Source organism: Nitrospirillum karajorum (genome assembly GCF_036348415.1).
Lineage (GTDB): Bacteria > Pseudomonadota > Alphaproteobacteria > Azospirillales > Azospirillaceae > Nitrospirillum > Nitrospirillum amazonense_B.
Genome location: NZ_JAZBQB010000001.1, coordinates 1097941 through 1120202 on the forward strand (window position 1 = coordinate 1097941; position 22262 = coordinate 1120202).

Consider the following 22262-nt stretch of genomic DNA (forward strand, 5'->3'; position numbering starts at 1 on the left):
TCCCTCCGTCTGAAAGGGGTCAATCCGCCGATGACCAGGCGCGGCGCAGGGCCCGTCCGCAGGCCATGCTGGCCAGATAGGCCCGGGGCGCGACCACCTCGCGGGCGACCAAGCCATAGGTGCGGCGGTCGGCGCTGATCCAGGGATAAAAGCCCATCATCCCCGGGCTGCTGAAGGCGCCGTCGCCGCCGGGACCATCCTCCACCCAATGGTTCAGGCTGTAATGCCAGGGCTGGGGCAACTCGGGCGCCTGCACGGCGGGGCAGTTCGGCCCCCCGGTGCAGACGGGATGGCTGCCCAACAGATCGCGGATGCGCAGGCGGCCGGCCACCACCTTGCGCAGGAAGGCGGCATAGGCGGAGGGGCTGGCCTTCAGGCCGCCGCCCACCCGCGGCGCGGCGTAATCCAGGGCCAGTTCGGGGCCCAGCACGCGGCGCATCTCCGCCGCCAGGCCATAGCGGTCAAGATCGCCCAGGCCCAGGGTCGCGGCCAGATGCTGATCATGGCCGCCGTTGTAGCTGAACCGTCCCTGATGGTCCGCATTCACCAGCCCGTTGTCGCGCCGGTCCAGACAGGCCGCGACGGTGCGCGCGCCGAAACAGGCCAACGGGTTGAAGTTGTCGTATCCTGACCGCATCTCCAGCGCGTCCAATTGCGCCGGCGTCAGCCGGCCGTCGACCCGTTCCACCACATAGGCGGCGAAGATCAGCTTGCTGGCCGACGCCACCTGCAAGGGCTTGTTGGCGCTGTAGCGGGTGCCCCGGCTGCCGCTGGCGAGGGCACCGGTGCCGTCGCCGATCTCCCAGTAGAAATCGCCGATCCCGCGGCAGGCGGCATCGCCATTGGCCGCCGCGGCAACGGCGGCCCGGCGCCGGCTCAGTCCATGATGCGGGTCGGATTTCTGGAACGGCTGTACCAGCGCCGTGTCCACCCGGACGCCGTTGACGTCGGTTTCCATGGGGGCGTCGGTTTCCCGGGGGGCCGCCGGCGGCGCCGCCGACTGGGCCCGGGCAGGCTGATGCCATACCCCGGCGGCGGCCAGCAGCGCGCCCGCAAGGCCGATGGCCCGGACGGATGTCCGCCATCCCGCCACCGCTCCTGGTACCTGCCGCTTGCCCTGCACGTCCGCTGACCACACCGTTGACCAAAGGCACCCATGATATCAGCCACCCCTGACCGGGGGTATGGGCGGGGCTGGTACTGTCGTCTTTGTCGCAGGTGGTCTGGCCAGGCGATATGCGCCTCATGCGCGCATTGAACAAAAAATACATACGTATTAATTGTAGTCGCGCCTTAAACTGGGCGCTGTCGAAAGCGTCTTGCAATCAGCGGGGAGTGAACCGGATGGCGACGACCTATGATGCGTGGCAAACCACCTTCTTCTTCAACAATATCGCCAATGACGCCAGCGGCCAGGACGTGCCGGTGGACTTGGATAAGTCCCTGCCGAAAAACGCCGCCCTGCAGGCGGGCGCCACGGCGGCGGCGGCGCAGCTGACGGCCATCTTGACAGACGGCGTCGACAAGGCGATCAAGGCCGCCGGGTCGCAGCTGGGGGCTGACGACTGGACCGTGGTGTGGGGCCCCCAGGCCCTTTGCATCGACCCGGTCTTCGGCAGCGTGCGCTGGGACGCACCGACCCCCACCGCCCGCTTCAACGCCGCCAACGCCCTGTTCGTGGCCTACAGCCCCACGCTGGCCCGCTATGTCGTGGCCATCGCCGCCACCAACTTCAAATCCTTCTACGATTGGCTGAAGGAGGATTTCGCTGTGGCCACCGTGGTGGCATGGGATGGGGCCCTGCAGGTGTGGAACGGCGGCACCAACGACACCCAGCCCAGCGACCAGGTCCCCTGCATCTCGACAGCGACCTACACCGGCATCACCAACCTGCTCGGCATCGTCGACACCCAGATCACCAAGCAGACCTTGGTGACTTTCCTCAAGGGGTTGACCCCGCCGTCCGGCACCACGCTGACCTTCACCGGCCATTCGCTGGCGGGCGCCCTGTCGCCGACGCTGGCCATGGCCTGCTTCGATCCCACCGCCGGCCTGCTGCGGGGCAGTTCGTGGGCGGCGGGCGATGCCATGATCTACGCCACCGCCGGCGCCACCCCCGGCAACGCCCCCTTCGCGGCACTGGTCAATGGTACCGCCTGGGCGGGCAGCGACCAGACGGGCAGCCAGCCCTGGCAAATCTGGAACCATGACATGTATAACAACGTGGATGTGGTGCCCCACGCCTGGGGCTCCGCCATGCTGGACGCCATTCCCGGCTATTACGGCACCTATTATGGCGCGCTGACCACCGACCTCATCACCCACCTCATCTCCGACGCCCGCGCCCATGCCAAGAAGGGTGAGGCCGTGGCCGGCCCCTACACCCCCATCAACAACCAGGCGCTGAATCCCGAGGGCCAGTCCGCCGCCTTCGACGAATTCGTCTCCAGCTACAAGGTGGCCGAGGGGGGCGGGGAGGTGATCGAGTACCTGACCCCGGCCCAGGCCGCAGCGGTGTCGCCATCGCCCACGGACAAGACGCAGGTATCCTGGACCGAGCAGGTGCTGTTCCAGCACACCACGGCCTATGGCCAGTTGATCCTGCAGAACCCGCCCCAGCCGGTGAAGTCAGCATCTTAGGATTGAAGGCGACCCAATAAGGAAGGCCGGCGTCCATCCGGGCGCCGGCCTTTCCCTGCGGTCTTCGCCCTTTTCGCCTGGGCGTTCCTCCCTCTCCCCGGGAACTCAGGAACCTGTCTCCATCAGCCGGTCATAGGCTGGCAGGGTCAGGAATTCGGCGAAACGGTGCTGGAACACGAGTTCGGAGAACAGGCGCGCCGCCTCCTCATGCCGGCTGTGGGCCAGCGCGACCTCCCCCACCCGGCCGATCCAGGCGGCCAGTTCCTCCTCGATGATGCGCTCCACCAGGGCATGGTCGACGACGCGGCCGTCATCCAGCCGGGCGCCATGGCGCAGCCACTGCCACACCTGGGCGCGGCTGATTTCGGCGGTGGCCGCGTCCTCCATCAGGTTAAACAGGGGCACGCAGCCCTGGCCGCGCAGCCACGCCTCGATATAGCCGATGCCCACCGCCACGTTCTGGCGCAGGCCGGCCTCGGTGCGCGGGCCCTGGGGAATGGCCAGCAGATCCTCCGCCGTCACCCGCACGTCGTGGCAGGTGGCGTGGATCTGGTTGGGGGTGCGCATCAGGTCGTCGAACACCTCCCGTGCCACGGGCACCAGCGCCGGATGGGCCACCCAGGTGCCGTCATGGCCGTTGCGGGCCTCACGTTCCTTGTCCGCCCGCACTTGGGCGAAGGCGCGGTCGTTGGCCACCGGGTCATCCTTCACCGGGATGTAGGCCGCCATGCCGCCGATGGCCGGGGCGCCGCGGCGGTGGCAGGTCTTCACCGCCAGGCGCGAATAGGCGTTCAGGAAGGCCTTGTCCATGGTGATGGCCGCGCGGTCGGGCAACACGGCGTTCGGGTCGTTACGGAACTTCTTGATGAAGCTGAAGATGTAATCCCAGCGGCCGCAGTTCAGGCCGGCGGAATGGCAGCGCAGCTCATACAGGATCTCGTCCATCTCGAAGGCCGCCAGGATGCTCTCGATCAGCACCGTGGCCTTGATGGTGCCGGCGGGCAGGCCCAGGCAATCCTGGGCATGCAGGAAGATGTCGTTCCACAGCCGCGCCTCGGCCCGGCCCTCGATCTTGGGCAGGTAGAAATAGGGGCCGCTGCCCCGGGTCAGCAGCTCGTGGGCGTTGTGGAAAAAATACAGGCCGAAGTCGAACAGGGCGGCGGACACGGGCCGGCCGTCGATCAGCACATGCTTCTCCTCCAGGTGCCAACCGCGCGGGCGGACCATCAGCACGGCGACCTTATCGTTCAGGGCGTAATGCTTGCCCGAGATGGGATCGATGTGGGTGATGGTGCGGCGGATGGCGTCGCGCAGGTTGACCTGGCCGTCCATGACGTTGGTCCAGGTCGGGGCGTTGCTGTCCTCGAAATCGGCCATGAACACCTGCGCGCCGGAATTCAGCGCGTTGATGATCATCTTGCGCTCGACGGGGCCGGTGATCTCCACCCGGCGGTCGCGCAGGGCGGCCGGTTGCGGTTCGACCGTCCATTCCTCATGCCGGGCATAGCCGCAGGCGGGATTGAAGGCCGGCTTTTCGCCGGCATCCAGGCGGGCCTGGCGCTCCACCCGCTTTTCCAGCAGGTAGCGACGGCGCCAGCCGAAGCGGCGTTCCAGGTCGGCGACGAAAGCCAGGGCGGCGGGGGTGAGAAGGACATCATAGCCGGGCTTGGACGCGGCGCGGATCTCGATACGCCCTACCGGGGCATCCGGCGACAGGCGGGGGGCCGAGGGGGCGAACAAAGCGTCAGGCATGATACCTCTCCCTTCAGATCAGGGGGCCCGGCCGCAGTGGGGGCTCGGGCCCGTGAGGCGGTGTTGTAGGGGGCAGGGGTGCGGCGGCGGGACGCTCCAGCGTCGTTTAAACCCCGTCGCCGCACCCTTGCCAGGGCAGGGAATGGAATGGGCCATTCCTGCCGATCATGGGGACGCGTTTGGACTTGAGACAGGAACCGGAGGGAAAACCGGGCGGCGGCGGGACGCTCCAGCGTCGTTTATTCCCGCCACCGCCCGAAGGGTGCTACCAGGCGAACGGTGCGTCGGCCTTCCCTGGAAGCCACCCCGTTCCGGGGACGGAGACGATCAGTGGAACTGGTCGGTCTCGGTCGAGTCCTTCATGGCGGTGGTGCTGCTGGTGCCGCCGGAAATCGCCAGGGACACGGCGTCGAAGTAGCCGGTGCCCACCTCGCGCTGGTGCTTCACGGCGGTGAAACCGTGCTCCACGGCGGCGAATTCCTTCTGCTGCAACTCGGAGAAGGCGGCCATGCCGCGCTCCTTGTAGCCGCGCGCCAGCTCGAAGGTGGCGTAGTTCAGCGAGTGGAAGCCTGCCAGGGTGATGAACTGGAACTTGTAGCCCATGGCGCCCAGTTCCTGCTGGAAGCGGGCGATGGTCGCCTCGTCCAGGTTGGCGCGCCAGTTGAAGCTGGGCGAGCAGTTGTAGGCCAGCAACTTGCCCGGGAACTGCTTGTGCACGGCTTCGGCGAAGCGGCGGGCGTCGTCCAGGTTGGGCTTGGACGTTTCCCACCACAGCAGGTCGGCATAGGGGGCGTAGGCCAGGCCGCGGGCGATGCAGTAGTCGACGCCCATGCCCTTGCGGATGCGGAAGAAGCCTTCCGGCGTACGGTCGTTGCGGTCGATGAAGGGATGGTCGCGCTCATCCACGTCGGACGTGATCAGCTGCGCGCTCTCCGCGTCGGTGCGGGCCACCACCAGGGTGCTGGTGCCGCTGACATCGGCGCCCAGGCGGGCGGCGTTCAGGATGCGGATGAACTGCTGGATGGGGATCAGCACCTTGCCGCCCAGATGACCGCACTTCTTTTCCGACGCCAGCTGGTCCTCGAAATGGACGGCGGCGGCGCCGGCCTCGATCATGGACTTCATCAGCTCATGGGCGTTCAGCGGACCGCCGAAGCCGGCCTCGGCGTCGGCGACGATGGGCACCATCCAGTTGATGCTGTCCTTGCCTTCGGCATGGTGGATCTGGTCGGCGCGCAGCAGGGCGTTGTTGATGCGCTTCACGACGCTGGGGACGGAGTTGGCCGGGTACAGGCTCTGGTCCGGGTACATCTGACCCGCCAGGTTGGCGTCGGCCGCGACCTGCCAGCCGGACAGGTAGATGGCCTCCAGCCCGGCCTTGGCCATCTGCACCGCTTGATTGCCGGTGAAGGCGCCCAGGCTGTGGACATAGGGGCGGGTGTGCAGCAGTTCCCACAGGCGGCGGGCGCCCAGCTCGGCCAGGGTGTATTCGATCTTCACCGTACCGGACAGACGCTTCACGTCCTCCGCGGTGTAGTCGCGCTTCACGCCGTCGAAACGGCGGGCATGCAGCGCCTTCAGGTCGGTGGGGGTGGAGCCGTGATCCAGCGGAGCCATGATCGCCTAATTCCTTTCTAGAAGACTTCGGATGCCGGCGGGCGGCTATCCCGCCCGATCTGTCCGGCCATCCCGCCGATGATGTCGTGAACGTCGGTGGTCGCCTGTTTCGCGGTGCGTCCGTCGCGTTCACTGCACTGCATTAGACTTGGCGATTTGGTAAACCGGATCAATAAGTCTTTGATTGAAAAGTGGTAACGTTGTAATCTCTTGTAATGTAGGTAGGTGAAAACTTGTAAAGTTTGTAAATCGACTTGCCCCTTCCGGCGCACCGCGGAAGAGTGGGGAACCGGGTGGGAGACCTGGAAGCGCGGGGGGCGGGAACGGAAAGGGGGGGCCATGGCGGCGGAAAAGAAGGCGATGCTGGGGCACAAGGTGCGCCGCCTGCGCCGCGAGCTTCGGCTGACCCAGGCGCAGATGGCGGAAATGCTGGCCATCTCCCCCTCCTACCTCAACCTGATCGAGGGCAACCAGCGACCGCTGACCGTGGCGCTGCTGCTGAAGATCGGGCAGACCTTCGACGTGGATCTGGCCACCTTCGCCGAGGATGATGAGGTGCGGCTGGTCGCGGGGCTGCGCGAGGTGTTCTCCGACCCGCTGTTCGACCACAACGACATCAAGAACCAGGACATGAAGGAACTGGCGGCTGTGGCCCCCACCCTGGGCCAGGCCGTCGTCACCCTGTATCGCGCCTATCTGGAAGCACGGGAGGACGTGCAGGCGCTGGCGGAAAAGGTGGACGACCGTGACCGCCAGCAGCCCCAGGCCGCCGGCCAGCATTTCGCCCAGGATGAGGTCGGGGAGTTTTTCCAGAACCAGAACAACCACTTCCCGGAGCTGGAGCTGGCGGCGGAGACGCTGTGGTTCGATGGCGACCTGGAGTCGGGGGACCTGTACGGGTCCCTCGCCCGCTTCGTGCAGAAGGCGCATGGCCTGACGGTGAAGCTGATGCCGGTGGAGGTGATGGGCGAGACGGTGCGCCGCTACGACCGCCATTCCCGGCGGGTGCTGATCTCGGAAATGCTGTCGCCGGCGGGCCGCACCTTCCAACTGGCGGTGCAGGTGGCCCTGATGCGCCATCGCGACCTGCTGAACGCCACGGTGGAAAAGGCCGGCATGGCGGCGGAGGAATCGCGGCAACTGGCGCGCATGGTCCTTGCCGGCTATTTCGCCGCCGCCGTCATGATGCCCTATGGCCGCTTCCTGGAGGCGGCGAAGGCCGCGCGCTATGACATCGAGGTGCTGATGCACCGCTTCGTCGCCAGCTTCGAACAGGTCTGCCACCGGCTGACGACGTTGCAGCGGCCGGGTGCCAAGGGCGTGCCCTTCTTCCTGGTGCGGGTCGATCCGGCGGGCAACATCTCCAAGCGGTTCAGCGCGGTGCCGGGCTTCCACATGGCGCGCTTCGGCGGCGGCTGCCCGCGCTGGACGGTGCATCAGGCATTCCGCAACCCGGGGCAGATCCTGACCCAGCTGATGCGGATGCCGGATGGCACCAGCTATTTCGCCATCGCCCGCACCCTCAGCAAGGCGGGTGGCTGGAAAAGCGTCCCCCGGCAGTTCGCCCTCAGCCTGGGTTGCGAGGCGGCCCAGGCCCATCAGTTGATCTACGCCGACGGCATGGATCTGGCGGGCGCCGCCGATGCCGGGGGCCGGGCGACGCCGGTGGGCACCAACTGCCGCCTCTGCCCGCGCCTGGACTGCACCCAGCGGGCCTTCCCGCCCCTGAACCACCGCCTGGTGGTGGATGAGAACATTCGCGGCCTGTCCAGCTATATCGGCCCGCCCACGGGCTGACACCAGACCGCGAACCTCCGCACCCCATCCCCTTGCACCCTTGTGGTCCGGTGCGGCGGGCGGGCAGGGTGCGGCCTGGTTGTGGGGACGGGGACTTTGGCGATGCGCAGGTTGGTGATGGGAATGGCCCTGGGCGCCATCTTGGGTGTGTCCCTGGCCGTGTTCGCCGACCCGGTGCCGGGGTTGAAGCCCATGGCCTTCCTGGCCGGCCATTGCTGGACGGGTGAATTCCCCGGCAGCCAGCAGCGCACCGACACCCACTGCTTCGCCTGGCTGTACGAAGGCAAGGCCCTGCGGGATACCCACACCGTGCGTGCCCCTGGCCAGCCGGACCATGTGGGCGAAACCACCTACTACTGGGACCCGTCGTCCAAACGGGTGGAATACCTGTACATCGAGAACCAGGGCGGCGTCAGTCACGGCACCGTGACGCCAGAGGGCGGCGCCTTGGTCTTCCCCGCCACCCAGTATGTGACGGACGGCGAGACCCTGACCTACCGCGTGCGCTGGACCCCCCAGCGGCCCCCCCAGGCCGGGGAGGGGGGCGAGCCCGACGCCTATGAGGCATGGAGCGAAACCCGGACCAAGGACGGCTGGACCACCATGTTCAAGCTGGTGCTGAAGCGGCAGTCCTGACGGGAGGGACGATCACGGTGGTTCAATGGCCCGCCGGCGGTTGCAGCGCCCGGTCTGCCGACGCCAGTGCCCCCTTGCCGGTGAGGGTAAGAACAACGACGTAGTTCTGGTAATGGTGCAGGCGCTCTATCAATAGCTGTCGCTGCGCCGGCGCCATCACGGCTGGGTCGGCACCGAACAGGCGCAAATCCTGCCATTCCGCCAGCTGCGCCTTCTCCTGCTCCATGAACAGTCGAAAACCGGCATAGGCCTCGGCATAGCGGCGCGCTTCGTCATACGGCAGATCCCCCAGCGCGTGGGTGGCGATGGCGGCGTCCCAGCTGGCGCTGGACAGCAGGTCAAGGCGGATGCCGGGGTATTTCAACTCCGCGCCCGGCGTGCCTTTGCCCTGCTGCCACGCCTCCAACAAGGCCAGGCCCTGTTCGGCCCGGGCGTTATGCTCGGCGATTTCGGTCATCACGTCCTGCACCGACTTGCGGTTCTCCGCCAACTCGGCATGGAAGCTGGCCACCGCCTGACGGACCAGTTCATGGCGATGGTAGGCTTCCACCGCTTGCTCGAGTCCCAGGGCGATCAAGATGCCGACGGTGACCACGCCGATATGGATGACGAAGTCCTTCAGGGATTGGATGGGGCTCTCCGGCGCGTGAATTTCCATGGGGCCTGCTCACATTTTCCAGGGATGGGCTTATGGGCGTGGATCGGGATCTTTGACGGGAACCGGGTTTCCTTGAGTCGCGGCAGAGGGGCCGTCGTCCGATGAGACAGGGGTGCCGGCGGGGCCCCCTTTCCCCTCTGGAACGCAGGGTAAGACACATCAACGCCGCTGCTTTGGCAATGGCCGTTGCCGGACCGGGGCTGGGGCGGATACCGTTTCGTCATCGGTCCGCGGGAACGTATCCGGCGGACCCCAGAACAAGATGGACGATGGGCAGAAAGGGCGAAAGATGAGGGGCTTGATGGGGAAGCGCCGGCGGCTGTGGCTGGCGGCGATGATGGCGTCCACGGCGCTGGTGGCGGCGGCATCCGGGGGGCGGTCGTGGCGGAAGCGCCCGCCCATGACACCGTGGTCTATGCCGGCGCGCTGATTGACGGCGTGACCTTCGCCCCCCGCCGCCAGGTCACCATCCTGGTGCATGACGGCAAGGTGGCGGCGGTGGAGGCCGGCTATGTCGCCCACCCCGGCGCCACGGTCATCGATCTGAAGGACCAGACGGTGCTGCCGGGCCTGATCGACTGCCATGTCCACATCGCGTCCAAACTACCCAGCCAGGCCAACGCGGTGGAGGACATGGTGACCCACAGCGCGGTGGACGCGGTGCTGGACGGCGCCGTCTTCGCCCGCGCCATGCTGCTGCAAGGCTTCACCAGCGCGCGCGACGTGGGCGGCGGGGATGACACGGTGTCGCTGCGCAACGCCATCGACGCCGGCAAGGTGCCCGGCCCGCGCCTGTGGGTGTCGCTGGAACCCCTGGGCCCCACCGGCGGCCACGGCGACCCCTCCAACGGCTTTGATTCCCGCCTGCACCATCCCGATTGGCAGAACGGCATCGTCGACACGCCGGACATGGCCCGCCTGCGGGTGCGCGAACACCACAAGCGCGGCGCCAACCTCATCAAGATCATGCCCTCCGGCGGCATCGCCAGCACCGGCGACGATCCCCGCGCCCAGCTCATGACCAATGACGAAATCAAGGCCGCCATCGATACGGCCCATGCGCTGGGCATGAAGGTGGCGGCCCACACCTATCCCGCCCAGGCCATCATCAACACCGTGAACGCCGGCGTCGATTCCATCGAGCATGGCTCTTTCGCGGATGCCGACGCGGTGAAGGCCATGAAGGCCCACGGCACCTATCTGGTGCCGACGCTGACCGTGTACGACGTGTACATGAAGGCGGCGCAGGAGCATCCCGAACTGCTGCCCCCGGGCACGGCGGAAAAGGAACTGGCCAACGACGCCATACCCAAGCGCAACCTGCCCCTGGCCTACAAGGCGGGGGTGAAGATCGCCTATGGCACCGACATCGGCGAGGGCGACCATGCCCGGGAATTCGCCCTGCTGGCCGAGGCCGGCGTGACACCGGCCGATGCCCTGTCGTTCGCCACTCGCAACGCCGCCGACCTGATCGGCGCCGCCGATCGCATCGGCACGGTGCAGCCCGGCCGCTACGCCGACCTGATCGCCGTCGCCGGCGACCCGCTCAGCCATCTTGAATTGATGGAACAGGTGCGGTTTGTCATGAAGGGGGGCGTGGTCTACAAGGCCGATGGCCACCCGGTCGCGCTGCCGTGACCGGAGACGAGGGGAGGGCGGATGTGAGGGGGAACGAGGGCGATATCAGCCTGGCGGAGCGGTGGCGCACCCGCATCCCGTCCTGGCACACCTTCCTGGAACGGGCGCAGATAGACCGGCGGCTGGCCATTTATGACCTGCTGCCCATGATCTGGACGCCCCGGGCGCGCGATGTCGCCGCCGCCATCGTGGCGTTTTTCCAGCCCAAGTCGCCCTGGCCCCGGCCCACCAACCAGGCCCGGTCTTGGGCGCGCGATCTGGCCTGGCAGGGACTGGTGCCCCTGCCGGCGCTGGACGGCGAGGTGGCGGCCGAGATCCGCGCCTATTTCCAGGGTGTGCCGTGCAGCGATCCCTTCCGGCCCCACCTCGGCACCTTCTCCTGGAACCATCCCGCCAGCGATGAAACCAACATGGGCTACTACGCCGTGCAGGACATCCTGGCGGCCCCCCATGTGCTGTCGCTGCTGAACGACTCCACCATCCTGGACGTGGCGGAGCTGTACCTGGGCTGCAAGCCGGTGCTGGACAATATCGGCTGCTGGTGGTCTTACGGCGACCGCCCCATGGCCAAGGGCACCCAGCGCTATCACCGCGACTGGGACTCGCTGAAGGGCTTCAAGCTGTTCTTTTACCTGACGGACGTGGGGGAGGAGGATGGCCCCCATGTCTTCGTGCGCGGCAGCCACCGCGACCCCCGCCTGGCGGTGGGCAAGGCCCTGTCGGATGAGGGGGTGCACCGCGTGTTCGGCCTGGACAAGGTGGCGACCGTGACAGGGCCGGCCGGCACCCGCTTCCTGGCCGACACCTTCGGCGTTCATAAGGGCCAACTGCCCCGGGCCGGCCGCCGCCTGATCCTGACGGCTCAGTATAACGTCCACTCCTCCCCCCATACCCCGCGCCAGCCCTGGCTGGCGCGCGACAGCCATTTCGACCCGGACGTGAACCGGCGGGTGATGAAGCGGCGTTAGAACGCGCCGGGTTGCACAGGCGGGAATGGTATAAGCGAGAGCGGAAACCATTGTTGGGGTGGTGGCGATGCGGTGTGGATGGGGCGGTGTGGTCCTGGCCGTGGCGATGATGGCGGCGGCGGGGCCGGCCGGTGCGATTTTCATCCAACCGCCGACCACGGGGCCGTTGGCCCAGGCGGCGCCCCAGGCCGCGGCCTATATGGCGCGGGCCCAATCGACCCTGGACGAGCATGCGTGCGACGCGGCCGAACCCGTCTGCGCCCTGGGCATCGCCGCCTTTGCCAACACCGCCGTCTTCACGGTGGGCCACGCGGCCTGCGACGACCAGGCCTGTGAGGCGCAGCGGGCGACACTGGAGGCCGACTACCGCGCCAAGGCGGACACCATCCGTGCCCGGGTCGCCCGCGACGACACCTTCGTCAGCCAGGAGGCCGTGGGGATTGTCGAGGGCCTGCGGGCCCGGGGCGACATGCCCAGCAAGGCGCAGGTGGATGCCCTGCTGAACCGGGCGCAAACCGCCCTGAACATGGACGCCTGCCCCATCACCACGCCCGCCTGTGTGGAGGGGGAATTGACGCTGATCTGGGACATGGACCAGATGGTCCGTGCCTTCCCCAACTGCAATGCCCTGGCCGGGGCCGAGGTGCAGGCCTGCTGGCAGGCCTTAGCCCCGCGCATGCGTGCGGCCGACGCGTACGACCGCCGGCGGCTGCGGCGGCTGATGGAGACCATCGGCTGGCCGAGTGAGCGCGACTGGGGGCGCCGCGCGGCCACCGGGGCATGGCTGGTGGCGCAGCATTCGGGCCGCGCCGATCCCGACCTTCAAGCTGCGGTGCTGGTGGCGGTCAAGGCGGCGGTGGATGCCGGCAAAAGCCCTGCTGTCCAGTACGCCTATCTTTTCGACCGCCAGGCCGTGAGCACGGGCAAGGAGCAGGCATACGGCACCCAAGGGGTCTGCGATCCCGCCAGCAAGACCTGGGTCATGAGCAAGGTCGCCGATCCCGATGGCCTGGCGGAGCGGCGGGCCGCCTTGGGCCTGGAGCCCATGGCGCTGTACCAGCAGCAATCGGATCGCTTTTGCCGGGGCGGTAAAAGCGCCGAGGATTGACGCCGCGAAAAGGAAAGCCCCGCCGGGGCGGACCCGGTGGGGCTTTCCTGCATCAAACGCTGGTGTCGCGGCACCTCAGGCGCCGTGGCACTTCTTGTATTTCTTGCCGCTGCCGCAGGGGCAGGGGTCGTTGCGGCCGACCTTGTCCGCCGTGCGCGGGCGCGGGCCCATGGCGCCGTCGACATAATACCACCGGCCGTCGCGCTTCTCGAACCGGCTGGTCTCGTGGTGCAGGTAGTCCTTGCCCTCGAAGTTGAAGCGGGCCACGAACTCCACCTTGCCGGTATCGTCCTCCGGGCCGCCAGCTTCGGTCCAGCGCACGTCCAGGCCCTGCCACTGGCTGTCGCGGGCCCACTGCTCGGTCTCTTCGCGGTTGAAGTCCTCCGCCGTCTCCGGCAGCAGCGTGCTCTGCAGATAGTCGATGTTGTGGACGATGAAGGCGGAGTAGCGCGAGCGCATCAGCGCTTCGGCCGTGGGCGGCAGGGCGGTGCCCGCATGATAGGGGCCGCAGCAATCTTCATAGGCGCGGGCGCTGCCGCAATGGCACTGGCTCATCGTCGTGACGTCTCAAGGGCTGATAGAAGGAATGATTGCGCAAGGCAGATACCGCAAACCGCCGCCGGGCGCCAGTGCGCAGGCGCCGGGGCTTGCCCGCGATGATGCGGCCGGGCGCCGAAACCCTGCGCGCAACGGTGACGCTCCAGCTCTGCGCCGCGGGGGACTTGCGCGGGGCGGCCTCCGCGCTCATGTCCTAACCATAGCAGGATGCGTGCCCAGGGCGGATGCCGGGGCCGACCATCGCCCCTGATCAGGCCGACCCCATCCTTGCCCGCGGCGCCATCCCTTCAGGGAGTGCACGAACCATGTCCTTGCCTGGCAACATCGCTTCCACGGCGGGCGCGGCTACCGCGACCCAGCCGAAACATGCCTGGTCCGTACCAGCCAAACGCGTTCTGAGGGGTTTGGTGGCCGGTGCCGCGCTGCTCGGCCTGTCCGGCTGCGTGGCCGACGGCTACTACAGCGCGCCTGTCTATTCAGGCTCCTACGTTTATTCCAGCTACCCCTACTACGATTATTATGGGGGCTATCCCTATTACGTCGGCGTCGGCGGCTATTACCCCTATTACGGCTGGGGCCATGGCTATTGGCACGGCGGTGGCTATTGGCGTGGCCATTATTGGGGGGGCGGCCATTGGGGTGGCGGTCATTACTGGGGTGGCCATGGCGGATGGGTCCACCATTAAGGCCATCCGGTCGCGCGGGGTTGCCAAGGCGCCCGGTCCAGCGATGGGCCGGGCGTTTTTCCATCCGGGGCCCCGTCGCGCCTTCCTCCCCATCCGCTGCGTCAGGCTGCCGCGCCCGTGGGCCCGATCATGCCCCGCCGCCGCCGTCTTGTCGTCGCAATTGGCCGCCACAGTTATCCCATGCCGCAAACCCGTTCCAGGTCGCGGCCCGATAGTCCGGAGAAAAATCATGTCTGATCGAACCCGTTCCATCGTGACCCGGCTGGTGCTGGCTGGGATGGTGCTGGCCGGACTGTCCGGCTGCGTGATCGAAGAGCGTCCCTATTACCACCATCACTACTGGTACCATTACTAAGACCCCGTCTGTCAGGTCCCTGGGTAATACCCAGGGGCCCGGCGCAGGTCACCAAGGCCGGAGGTGCGGGGAAACCGCGCCTCCGGTTTTGTTTTTACCGGCGATGAACGGCCCATCGTCGCACGCGGGGCTGATCCGCACAAAGGCCGGATTGGTTGGCGGGCGGGCTGTCGCCATCATTATCGCTCACTGGGCCGCGATTTCCGGGGCGGCGTGTTTGGGGGCGGCGGGTCCGCCTCAGGGGGTTTACGTGGCGGTGGAACAGGTGGTCCGGGGCACGGCGCTGGCCGGCGGGACGTCTGCGGTTTCGGAAGTGGATACGGGCACACGCCGGGGCACCGGGTTGCTAACCCAGCGCGGCGTGGGGTTCGTCGCCATGCTGGCCATGCTGATGTCCTTCGGGTCCATGTCGGTCGACATGTACCTGCCGGCCATGCCGCAGATCGCCCATGACCTGGGCATCACCCAGGCGGGCGTGGAATCCTCGCTCACCGCCTTCTTCCTGGCCTTCGGCCTCTGTCAGCTGTTCTGGGGTCCCCTGGGCGACCGCTTCGGTCGCCGCGGCCCCATCCTGGTGGGCATCCTGCTCTATCTGGTGGGCAGCGCCGGCTGTGCCGCCGCCCAGAACATCACGACCCTCAGCCTGTGCCGCGCGGTGCAGGCGGCGGGCGCCTGCGCCGCGCCCGTCCTGGCCCGCGCCATGGTCCGCGACGTGTTCGACCGCGACCGTGCCGCCAGCGTGTTCTCCATGATGATGCTGGTCATGGGCATCGCGCCCATGGCGGCGCCGCTGTTGGGTGGCCAGGTCCTGGCCTATCTGGATTGGCGGGCCATCTTCTGGGTGCAGGCGGGCTTCGGCCTGGTGGCCATGGTCGGCCTGATATCGCAGCCGGAAACCCTGAATCCGGCGACGCGGGCGCAGTCGCACTGGCTGACTCAGCTGCGCAACTATGGGCAGCTGTTGGTCAGCGGCCGCTTCCTTGGCTACGCACTGACCTCCAGCATGATCTACGGCGGCATGTTCGCTTACATCGCCGGCACGCCCTTCGTGTACATCAATTATTTCAAGGTGCCGGCCGGCCTGTACGGCCTGCTGTTCGGCCTGAACATCGTCGGCATGATCATCGTCAACATGATCAACAGCCGCCTGGTGCTGCGCCTGGGCACGGACCGGCTGCTGGCCCTCGGTTCCGCCTGTATCGCCGTGTTCGGCATCGGGCTCGCCATCGCGGGTTGGACCGGCGCCGGGGGCCTCTGGGGTATCGTTGCCGGCCTGTTCCTGTTCATGGCCTTCACCGGGCTGATCGGCGCCAACGCCACGGCCGGCGCCCTGGCCTCCTACCCCCATATGGCGGGCACGGCGTCGGCGCTGATGGGCTCCAGCCAGTTCGTCACCGGCGCGGTGGTGGGCACGCTGGTGGGCTGGTCGGCCGATGGCACGCCCTGGCCCATGGCCGCCATCATCGGTGCGCTGGGTATCCTGGGTTTGGTCTTCAACCGCCTTCTGATCCGCTAAGGGTGGCGGCCGCCCGGTGACATGTGCGCCGCGTCACTGAGACGCGGGCGGCCTTTGCCTTAAACCACTGCACGATTGCATTGGACCGGATGTGGCGGGCCGTGGCGGGGGGCAACCCGACCCAACCCGTCCGCGCACCCGGTCTTTCTTGACATGCGTTCCCTATCGCCAGCCCCTGCACCCAGCCTTTGCGCTGTCGTCCGTGCGGGGGGACGAAACCGTTTTGCCGGATCGAAGGTTTCCAAGATGTCCACGCCGCGCACCCCCGTCGCCCCGTCCTCGGCCGCCCCTCTCCGGCTCCGCCGGCTGGCTGTCGCCTTCCTGCCGCTGATGCTGGCGGCCTGTGCGCTGGACGGGGAAACCCCAGCCGACCCGGCCAAGACCCTCGTGATGCCGTCCAAGTGGGACGCCACCTCCACCCAGGGCGGCGTCGCGGATGGCACGACCAAGACGGCGGCCGTGACCACCGCCGCCGCCGCCTGGCCCAGCACCGATTGGTGGTCGGGTTTCAACTCCCCCGAACTGACCCAGTTGTTGGCCCAGGCGCGGGCCGACAACCCCGACCTGGGGGCCGCTGCCGCCCGTATCGCCCAGGCCGAAGCCCAGGCGGAAATCGCCGGCGCCCCCTTGTGGCCCAGCGTCCAGCTTGGGCTGGGCAGCACCCGCTCCGGCAGCCGCAACATGAAGGGATCGGCCGCCCGCGGCCTGGCCTCCGTGCCGGCCAGCGACTATGCCAGCAATGTGCACCAGGCGTCGCTTTCCGCCAGCTATGAGATCGACTTCTGGGGCAAGAACCGCGCCAGCCGCGATTCCGCGCAATTCAGCCTGGACGCCAGCCGTTTCGATAACGAAACGGTTGCCCTGTCGCTCAGCAGCAATGTGGCGTCGACCTATTTCCAGATCCTGGCCCTGCGGGACCGCCTGGCGGTGGCGCGTGGCAACCTGGAAAATGCCGAGCATGTGCTGTCCTTGATCGAGGCTCGCGTGGCCGCCGGCGCCGACAGCCAGCTGGACCTGGTGCAGCAGAAGTCCATCGTGGCCACCCAGCGCGCCGCCGTGCCGGCCCTGGAACAGCAGGAACGCACGCAGGTGAACGCCCTGGCCATCCTGCTGGGCCGGGCGCCGGAGGGCTTCACCGTCCAGGCCCGGGGCCTGGCCGATGTGCAGCCCCCGGCCCTGGGCACCGGCGTCCCGGCCGAACTGCTGACCCGCCGCCCCGACATCCGCTATGCCGAGGCGCAATTGGCCGCCGCCGGCGCCGACATCACGGTGGCGCGGACGCAGATGCTGCCGTCCGTCACCCTGAACGCCAGCACCGGCGTCGAGGCGGCGACCCTGGCCCATCTGGTGAACGCCCCCACCCTGCTGTTCAGCCTGGGCGGCAACCTGGCCCAGAGCCTGTTCTCCGGCGGCCGGCTGGAGGGCCAGGTGCGCCAGGCGGAAGGCCGGCACCGCGAACTGGCGGAGGATTACCGCAAGGCCGCCCTGTCCGCTTTGTCCGACGTGGAAAGCGCCGTCTACTCCATCGACCGCTACCAGGACCAGTACAGCCTGCAGAAGGACGCCGTGGCCCAGAGCCAGCGCGCCTTTGAACTGGCGGAGGACCGCTACAAGGGCGGCCTGACCGATCTGCAGACCCTGTTGGACACCCAGCGCACCCTGCTGTCCACCCAGGACACCCTGGCCCAGGTGAAGCTGTCGCGGGTGCAGGCCAGCGTCAGCCTGTTCAAGGCGCTGGGTGGCGGCTGGCAGGATGACGGCAGCAGCTTCCTGTCCCAGGCCAAGGCCGCGCGCTGATCGCCACCCGGCTTGAGTTCAAGGAGAACCCGCCCCGGCGCTGGCCAGGGCGGGTTTTCTTTTGCGCCTACGCCTGGGCCGCTTTCGTGGCGGCGCCGACATAGTCCCACAGGCCCTGGTCGAAGGGTAGGCCGTGGCCTTGCGGGTCGCGGTCCAGGGCCTTTTGCCATAGGCCGGCGGTGCGTTGCGCCACCGCCCCGTCCCCCTGGGTGAAGGCGGCCACCAGGCCCTGCCAGCGCCGGGCGGCCTCCTGGGCTTGCGGATCGGTGGCCGGAATGCCGGCCTGCCGCAAGGCCTGGATGTCGGCGATCAGCTGGGTCCAGGCGCGTGTACCCTCGGCTACGGCCGCCTCACTGCCCCGGGGTGTCATCAGGGTGGCGCGTTCCTCGGCCGTATAGTCCTCGGCCAGGACGGTACGCAGGGTTTCAGGCATCGTGTTCATGTTCAATCTCCGGATCAAAGTGCACAGATCATCGACGGAGATCGGGGGGACGTCGGGGCGGGACGTATCCGTGCGGGCCAGGGCCTGTTTCACCAGGTCCAGCCCGGCCTGGGCCGCCGCCAGCCGCCCACGCCAGAGGGCGGCCTGCACCTCCAGCACGCGCCGCAGCGACGGGGTGTCGCCGGCCAGGACCCGGGCGATTTCGGCCAGCGACAGGCCCAGGGATTTCAGCGCCTGGATGATGCCCAGACGTTGGAACTCCCGGGGCCCATACAGCCGCCAGCCCTTATCCGTGCGCGGCGGATCCAGCAGGCCCCTGGCCTCATAGACCCGCAGCGCCCGGACGGTCAGCCCGGTGCGCGCGGCCGCTTCCGCCGCCGTCAGCACCGGTTCCGCCATCCGCTTCCTGGCCATACTGTCCACCCTTGTCCGCACCATCTTGCCCCCGATCATCGTCGATAAGGGACGGTGCGGGTATGACCCAGGGTCCGGCTCAAGAGGTTTTTTCGCCCCTTCGAAGGCGCGGATGCGTTCAGGAAAGATTCAAAGATAATCCACGGTCAGCGGCGCATGGTCGCTGAAGCGCTGGTCCTTGTAGATGGCGGCCCGTTGGGCGGTGGCGGCCACGCCCGGCGTGGCGATCTGGTAGTCGATGCGCCACCCGACGTTCTTGGCCCAGGCCTGGCCCCGATTGGACCACCACGTGTAACCTTCCTCGCCCACCTCGGGGTACAGGCGGCGATAGACGTCGACCCAGCCCTGTTCATCGAACAGGCGGGACAGCCAGGCGCGCTCCTCCGGCAGGAAGCCCGAGTTCTTCAGGTTGCCCTTCCAGTTTTTCAGGTCGATTTCCTTATGGGCGATATTCCAATCGCCGCAGATGATGACCTGGCGACCGGCCTGGGCCAGGGCGGCCATGTGGGGCAGGAAGCGGTCCATGAAGGCGAACTTGGCGGCCTGCCTATGCTCCCCGCTTGACCCCGACGGCAGGTAGACCGAGACGACGGACAGGTTGCCGAACACCGCCTCGACATAGCGGCCCTCGGCGTCGATGTCCTCGATCCCCAGGCCCGCGATCACCTGGTCCGGCGCCTTGCGGCTGTAGAGGCCGACGCCGCTGTAACCTTTCTTTTCCGCGTATTGGAAAAACCCATGATAGGGGGCGCCGGCGGCGTCGCTGGGTGCCAGCATCAGGGGCGTCATGTCCTCGGCCTGGGCCTTCAGCTCCTGCACGCAGACGACGTCGGCGTCCTGGGCCGCCATCCACTCGAAGAAGCCCTTGGTGGTGGCGGAGCGGATGCCGTTCAGGTTGGCGGAGATGATGCGCATGCTGGGGCTTTCGTTGGTCGCGGGCAAAGAAGAGGGGGGCCGCGTGGGCCCCCCTCTCGGTAAACAAATTGGATGGGTTCAGCAACAGCGGCCGACCTTGCCGCTGTACCGCGCCTCCTGTCGTTCGCGGAAGAACGCCTCCCGCGACATGATGGGCTGGTCCGGATGGTTGAGGCGCCGGTGCTCGACATAGCTGTCGTAGTCCGGCAACCCCACCATCAGGTTGGCCATGCGGGCCACCAGCTTGGCGAAGGGAAGGGCTTGCGCCTGCGCCGCCATCAGTCGTCCCCGGCCGCGACGGCGGCACCACCCCCGAGGGAGACGGCTCCGACCTCGTGCGTCGTGGCGCGCGGGTTGGCCAGGGCCTTGCGGATGTTCAGCAGGCCGAACACCAGCATGGAAACGACCACGGCCATGAACACGCCGCACAGGGTCGCGTCGACATAGTCGTTGGTGATGACCCGGGCCATGGCCTCCGTCGTCTTGGCCGGGGCCAGGACCTTGCCGTCGGCCAGGGCGGTCGAGAACTTCCTGGCGTGTGCCAGGAAGCCCACGGCCGGATTGTCATCGAACAGCTTCTGCCAGCCGGCGGTCAGCGTGCAGATGGCCAGCCAGGTGGTGGGCAGGATGGTGATCCAGGCGAACTTCTCCCGCTTCATCTTGAACAGGATGACCGTACCCAGCATCAGGGCGATGGCCGCCAGCATCTGGTTGGAGATGCCGAACAAGGGCCACAGCGTGTTGATGCCACCCAGCGGGTCGACCACGCCCTGGTACAGGAAATAGCCCCAGCCGGAAACGGCGATGGCCGTGGCCAGCAGGTTGGCGCCCCAGCTCTGGGTGACCCGCAGGGCCGGCACCGCCGTGCCCAACAGATCCTGGATCATGAAGCGGGCGACGCGGGTGCCGGCGTCGACCGTGGTCAGGATGAACAGCGCTTCGAACAGGATGGCGAAGTGGTACCAGAAGGCGGTCATGGACTGGCCGCCCACCAGGCTGGACAGGATGGTGGACATGCCCACGGCCAGGGTGGGGGCGCCACCCGCGCGGCTGAGGATGGTCGACTCGCCCACATTCTTGGCCACCTGGGCCAGCTCATCGGGCGTGATGGCGAAGCCCCAGTTGCCCACGACCTGCGCCGCCTGGTCCACCGTGGTGCCGATGACGCCGGCGGGGGTGTTCATGGCGAAATAGACGCCGGGGTGCAGCACGCAGGCCGAAATCAGAGCCATGATGGCGACGAAGCTTTCGGCCAGCATGGCGCCATAGCCGACCATGCGAGCCTGGGTTTCCGTCTCCAGCATCTTGGGCGTGGTGCCCGACGAGATCAGGGCGTGGAAGCCCGAGACCGAGCCGCAGGCGATGGTGATGAACAGGAAGGGGAACAACTGGCCGGAGAAGACCGGGCCGCTGCCGTCGACGAAGCGGCTGACCGCCGGCATATGAAGCTCGGGCATGACGATCAGGATGCCCACCGCCAGCGCGATGATGGTGCCGATCTTCAGGAAGGTCGACAGATAGTCGCGCGGCGCCAGAAGCAGCCACACCGGCAGGACCGAGGCGATGAAACCGTAGCCAATCAACATCAGGGCCAGCGTCTCACCCTTGAAGGTGAAGGCCGCGGCCCAGGCGGGATCCTCTGCCACCCACTGGCCGCCCATGATGCCCAGCAGCAGCAGGACCAGGCCGATGGCCGACATTTCGCCCACGCGGCCGGGTCGGATGAAGCGGCCATAGACGCCCATCAGCACGGCGATGGGCATGGTGGCGAAGACGGTGAAGGTGCCCCAGGGGCTGCCGGCCAGGGCCTTGACCACGATCAGCGCCAGCACGGCCAGCAGGATGATCATGATCAGCAGCACGCCGAACAGGGCGATGACGCCCGGCACCGTGCCCATTTCGGACTTGATCATGTCGCCCAGGGACCGGCCGTCGCGGCGGGTGGAGGCGAACAGGACGATGAAGTCCTGCACCGCGCCGGCGAAGACGACGCCGACCAGGATCCAAAGGGTACCGGGCAGATAGCCCATCTGCGCGGCCAGGACGGGACCCACCAGGGGGCCGGCGCCGGCGATGGCGGCGAAGTGGTGGCCGAACAGCACCCATTTGTCCGTGGGCACATAATCCAGGCCATCGTTATGGCGGATGGCCGGGGTGGCGCGCCCGCCGTCCAGCTTCAGGGCGACATTGGCGATGTACAGGCTGTAGAAGCGATAGGCGATGGTGTAGGTGCACAGCGCCGCCACAACCACCCACAGCGCATTGATGCTTTCGCCGCGCGACAGCGCGACCACGCCCAGCGATCCGGCGCCGACAAGCGCCACGATCAGCCAGACGAGCCGTCCGGCGGTTCCGTTCATTCCGTTTCCTCCCAAGTATCCCACACCCCAGCCCAGGCGAAGGGGGTACCCCGAATTCTCTTAAGCCGTGAACCCCTGTCCGGCGTACCGCGACGGGGGTCCAGACGGGGCTTTGCAGTGCCACGCCAGGGCTAACGGCCTTGATATTACAGGATCGTTCGCCGCTTGGACAGGGGCGGCCCTCGCGGGGCGACCCTCGGTGGGAGGTCCATTTTTGTGCGCTGCGGTAAAGGATTTGTTCATAGTTAAGAGCGATAACAGAAGGGCAACTTGGTTGCGTTTTCCTCCCTTTTAAACTCGACCCCGGCGCCTTTGAGGCTGCCGGGGTTTTTTATTGCGCCGTGCGCCGGCACCCTTTGCTGCGGTGGCGAAATGGCAACGGCCCCGCCTGGGTGACCAGGCGGG

Annotated in this window: 19 protein-coding genes; 10 read left to right on the forward strand and 9 right to left on the reverse strand. The window is 67.5% G+C overall.

The features are described from left to right. Positions 1-19: 19 nt before the first annotated feature. A complete protein-coding gene (locus tag UCD39_RS04835) occupies positions 20-1123 on the reverse strand; it encodes a hypothetical protein (RefSeq protein ID WP_330494943.1) in 1104 nt (367 codons plus the stop codon). Positions 1124-1344: 221 nt separating this feature from the next. Here UCD39_RS04835 and UCD39_RS04840 point away from each other — a divergent pair, with 221 nt between their 5' ends. After that, complete coding sequence (locus tag UCD39_RS04840; protein WP_330494944.1) at positions 1345-2640, forward strand: hypothetical protein; 1296 nt, start codon at positions 1345-1347, stop codon at positions 2638-2640. A 105-nt stretch (positions 2641-2745) separates the two neighbouring features. On the opposite strand, the gene aceB is transcribed toward UCD39_RS04840, so the two are convergent. After that, positions 2746-4392 (reverse strand): malate synthase A, encoded by a 1647-nt coding sequence (gene aceB / locus UCD39_RS04845; protein WP_330494945.1) that lies wholly within the window; start codon positions 4390-4392, stop codon positions 2746-2748. Positions 4393-4719: 327 nt separating this feature from the next. Then, complete coding sequence (gene aceA / locus UCD39_RS04850) at positions 4720-6009, reverse strand: isocitrate lyase (RefSeq protein WP_330494946.1); 1290 nt, start codon at positions 6007-6009, stop codon at positions 4720-4722. Positions 6010-6348: 339 nt separating this feature from the next. On the opposite strand from aceA, the gene UCD39_RS04855 reads away from it, so the two are divergent. Next, complete coding sequence (locus tag UCD39_RS04855) at positions 6349-7806, forward strand: helix-turn-helix domain-containing protein (RefSeq protein ID WP_145734742.1); 1458 nt, start codon at positions 6349-6351, stop codon at positions 7804-7806. A gap of 102 nt (positions 7807-7908) precedes the next feature. Continuing rightward, on the forward strand, positions 7909-8442 hold the full coding sequence (locus UCD39_RS04860; RefSeq protein ID WP_330494947.1) for a hypothetical protein: 534 nt from the start codon (positions 7909-7911) through the stop codon (positions 8440-8442). Positions 8443-8464: 22 nt separating this feature from the next. Here UCD39_RS04860 and UCD39_RS04865 read toward each other — a convergent pair whose 3' ends face one another. Then, on the reverse strand, positions 8465-9100 hold the full coding sequence (locus UCD39_RS04865; protein WP_330494948.1) for a hypothetical protein: 636 nt from the start codon (positions 9098-9100) through the stop codon (positions 8465-8467). A 321-nt stretch (positions 9101-9421) separates the two neighbouring features. On the opposite strand from UCD39_RS04865, the gene UCD39_RS04870 reads away from it, so the two are divergent. The 3 genes from UCD39_RS04870 (at position 9422) to UCD39_RS04880 (ending at position 12814) form a co-directional block, all read left to right on the forward strand. Further along, on the forward strand, positions 9422-10738 hold the full coding sequence (locus UCD39_RS04870) for a metal-dependent hydrolase family protein (RefSeq protein WP_330494949.1): 1317 nt from the start codon (positions 9422-9424) through the stop codon (positions 10736-10738). A 23-nt stretch (positions 10739-10761) separates the two neighbouring features. Continuing rightward, complete coding sequence (locus UCD39_RS04875; protein WP_330494950.1) at positions 10762-11706, forward strand: phytanoyl-CoA dioxygenase family protein; 945 nt, start codon at positions 10762-10764, stop codon at positions 11704-11706. Positions 11707-11794: 88 nt separating this feature from the next. Next, the gene (locus tag UCD39_RS04880; protein WP_330494951.1) at positions 11795-12814 is read left to right on the forward strand and encodes a DUF6624 domain-containing protein; all 1020 of its coding nucleotides are present in this window, start codon (positions 11795-11797) and stop codon (positions 12812-12814) included. A 75-nt stretch (positions 12815-12889) separates the two neighbouring features. Here UCD39_RS04880 and UCD39_RS04885 read toward each other — a convergent pair whose 3' ends face one another. After that, complete coding sequence (locus UCD39_RS04885) at positions 12890-13369, reverse strand: YchJ family protein (RefSeq protein ID WP_330494952.1); 480 nt, start codon at positions 13367-13369, stop codon at positions 12890-12892. Positions 13370-13779: 410 nt separating this feature from the next. Here UCD39_RS04885 and UCD39_RS04890 point away from each other — a divergent pair, with 410 nt between their 5' ends. The 4 genes from UCD39_RS04890 (at position 13780) to UCD39_RS04905 (ending at position 17726) form a co-directional block, all read left to right on the forward strand. Beyond that, positions 13780-14058 (forward strand): hypothetical protein, encoded by a 279-nt coding sequence (locus UCD39_RS04890; protein WP_330494953.1) that lies wholly within the window; start codon positions 13780-13782, stop codon positions 14056-14058. A gap of 229 nt (positions 14059-14287) precedes the next feature. Next, positions 14288-14413, forward strand: a complete 126-nt coding sequence (locus UCD39_RS04895) for a hypothetical protein (RefSeq protein WP_276509109.1) — start codon at positions 14288-14290, stop codon at positions 14411-14413. 250 nt (positions 14414-14663) lie between these two features. Beyond that, positions 14664-15929: a Bcr/CflA family multidrug efflux MFS transporter gene (locus UCD39_RS04900; protein ID WP_330494954.1), complete on the forward strand. Its 1266-nt coding sequence runs from the start codon at positions 14664-14666 to the stop codon at positions 15927-15929. 246 nt (positions 15930-16175) lie between these two features. Beyond that, on the forward strand, positions 16176-17726 hold the full coding sequence (locus UCD39_RS04905) for an efflux transporter outer membrane subunit (protein ID WP_330494955.1): 1551 nt from the start codon (positions 16176-16178) through the stop codon (positions 17724-17726). 67 nt (positions 17727-17793) lie between these two features. On the opposite strand, the gene UCD39_RS04910 is transcribed toward UCD39_RS04905, so the two are convergent. The 4 genes from UCD39_RS04910 to UCD39_RS04925 all read right to left on the reverse strand — a co-directional run bounded on the left by UCD39_RS04910 (position 17794) and on the right by UCD39_RS04925 (position 21857). Beyond that, entirely contained in the window at positions 17794-18582 is a 789-nt protein-coding gene (locus UCD39_RS04910; RefSeq protein ID WP_330494956.1) for a MerR family transcriptional regulator, read from the reverse strand. A gap of 129 nt (positions 18583-18711) precedes the next feature. Then, positions 18712-19497, reverse strand: a complete 786-nt coding sequence (locus UCD39_RS04915; protein ID WP_330494957.1) for an exodeoxyribonuclease III — start codon at positions 19495-19497, stop codon at positions 18712-18714. Positions 19498-19575: 78 nt separating this feature from the next. After that, the gene (locus tag UCD39_RS04920; protein WP_330494958.1) at positions 19576-19776 is read right to left on the reverse strand and encodes a YbdD/YjiX family protein; all 201 of its coding nucleotides are present in this window, start codon (positions 19774-19776) and stop codon (positions 19576-19578) included. Then, positions 19776-21857 (reverse strand): carbon starvation CstA family protein, encoded by a 2082-nt coding sequence (locus UCD39_RS04925; protein WP_330494959.1) that lies wholly within the window; start codon positions 21855-21857, stop codon positions 19776-19778. Before UCD39_RS04925 ends, UCD39_RS04920 begins: the two co-directional genes overlap by 1 nt. Positions 21858-22262: the final 405 nt, after the last annotated feature.

Excerpts from the sequence above, each read along its gene's own strand:
- UCD39_RS04925 (WP_330494959.1), bottom strand. The coding sequence starts at position 21,857 with ATGAACGGAACCGCCGGACGGCTCGTCTGGCTGATCGTGGCGCTTGTC.
- UCD39_RS04885 (WP_330494952.1), bottom strand. The coding sequence starts at position 13,369 with ATGAGCCAGTGCCATTGCGGCAGCGCCCGCGCCTATGAAGATTGCTGC.
- UCD39_RS04840 (WP_330494944.1), top strand. The coding sequence starts at position 1,345 with ATGGCGACGACCTATGATGCGTGGCAAACCACCTTCTTCTTCAACAAT.
- UCD39_RS04865 (WP_330494948.1), bottom strand. The coding sequence starts at position 9,100 with ATGGAAATTCACGCGCCGGAGAGCCCCATCCAATCCCTGAAGGACTTC.
- UCD39_RS04905 (WP_330494955.1), top strand. The coding sequence starts at position 16,176 with ATGTCCACGCCGCGCACCCCCGTCGCCCCGTCCTCGGCCGCCCCTCTC.
- aceA (WP_330494946.1), bottom strand. The coding sequence starts at position 6,009 with ATGGCTCCGCTGGATCACGGCTCCACCCCCACCGACCTGAAGGCGCTG.
- UCD39_RS04915 (WP_330494957.1), bottom strand. The coding sequence starts at position 19,497 with ATGCGCATCATCTCCGCCAACCTGAACGGCATCCGCTCCGCCACCACC.
- UCD39_RS04895 (WP_276509109.1), top strand. The coding sequence starts at position 14,288 with ATGTCTGATCGAACCCGTTCCATCGTGACCCGGCTGGTGCTGGCTGGG.
- UCD39_RS04855 (WP_145734742.1), top strand. The coding sequence starts at position 6,349 with ATGGCGGCGGAAAAGAAGGCGATGCTGGGGCACAAGGTGCGCCGCCTG.
- UCD39_RS04910 (WP_330494956.1), bottom strand. The coding sequence starts at position 18,582 with ATGGCCAGGAAGCGGATGGCGGAACCGGTGCTGACGGCGGCGGAAGCG.
- UCD39_RS04860 (WP_330494947.1), top strand. The coding sequence starts at position 7,909 with ATGCGCAGGTTGGTGATGGGAATGGCCCTGGGCGCCATCTTGGGTGTG.
- UCD39_RS04920 (WP_330494958.1), bottom strand. The coding sequence starts at position 19,776 with ATGGCGGCGCAGGCGCAAGCCCTTCCCTTCGCCAAGCTGGTGGCCCGC.
- aceB (WP_330494945.1), bottom strand. The coding sequence starts at position 4,392 with ATGCCTGACGCTTTGTTCGCCCCCTCGGCCCCCCGCCTGTCGCCGGAT.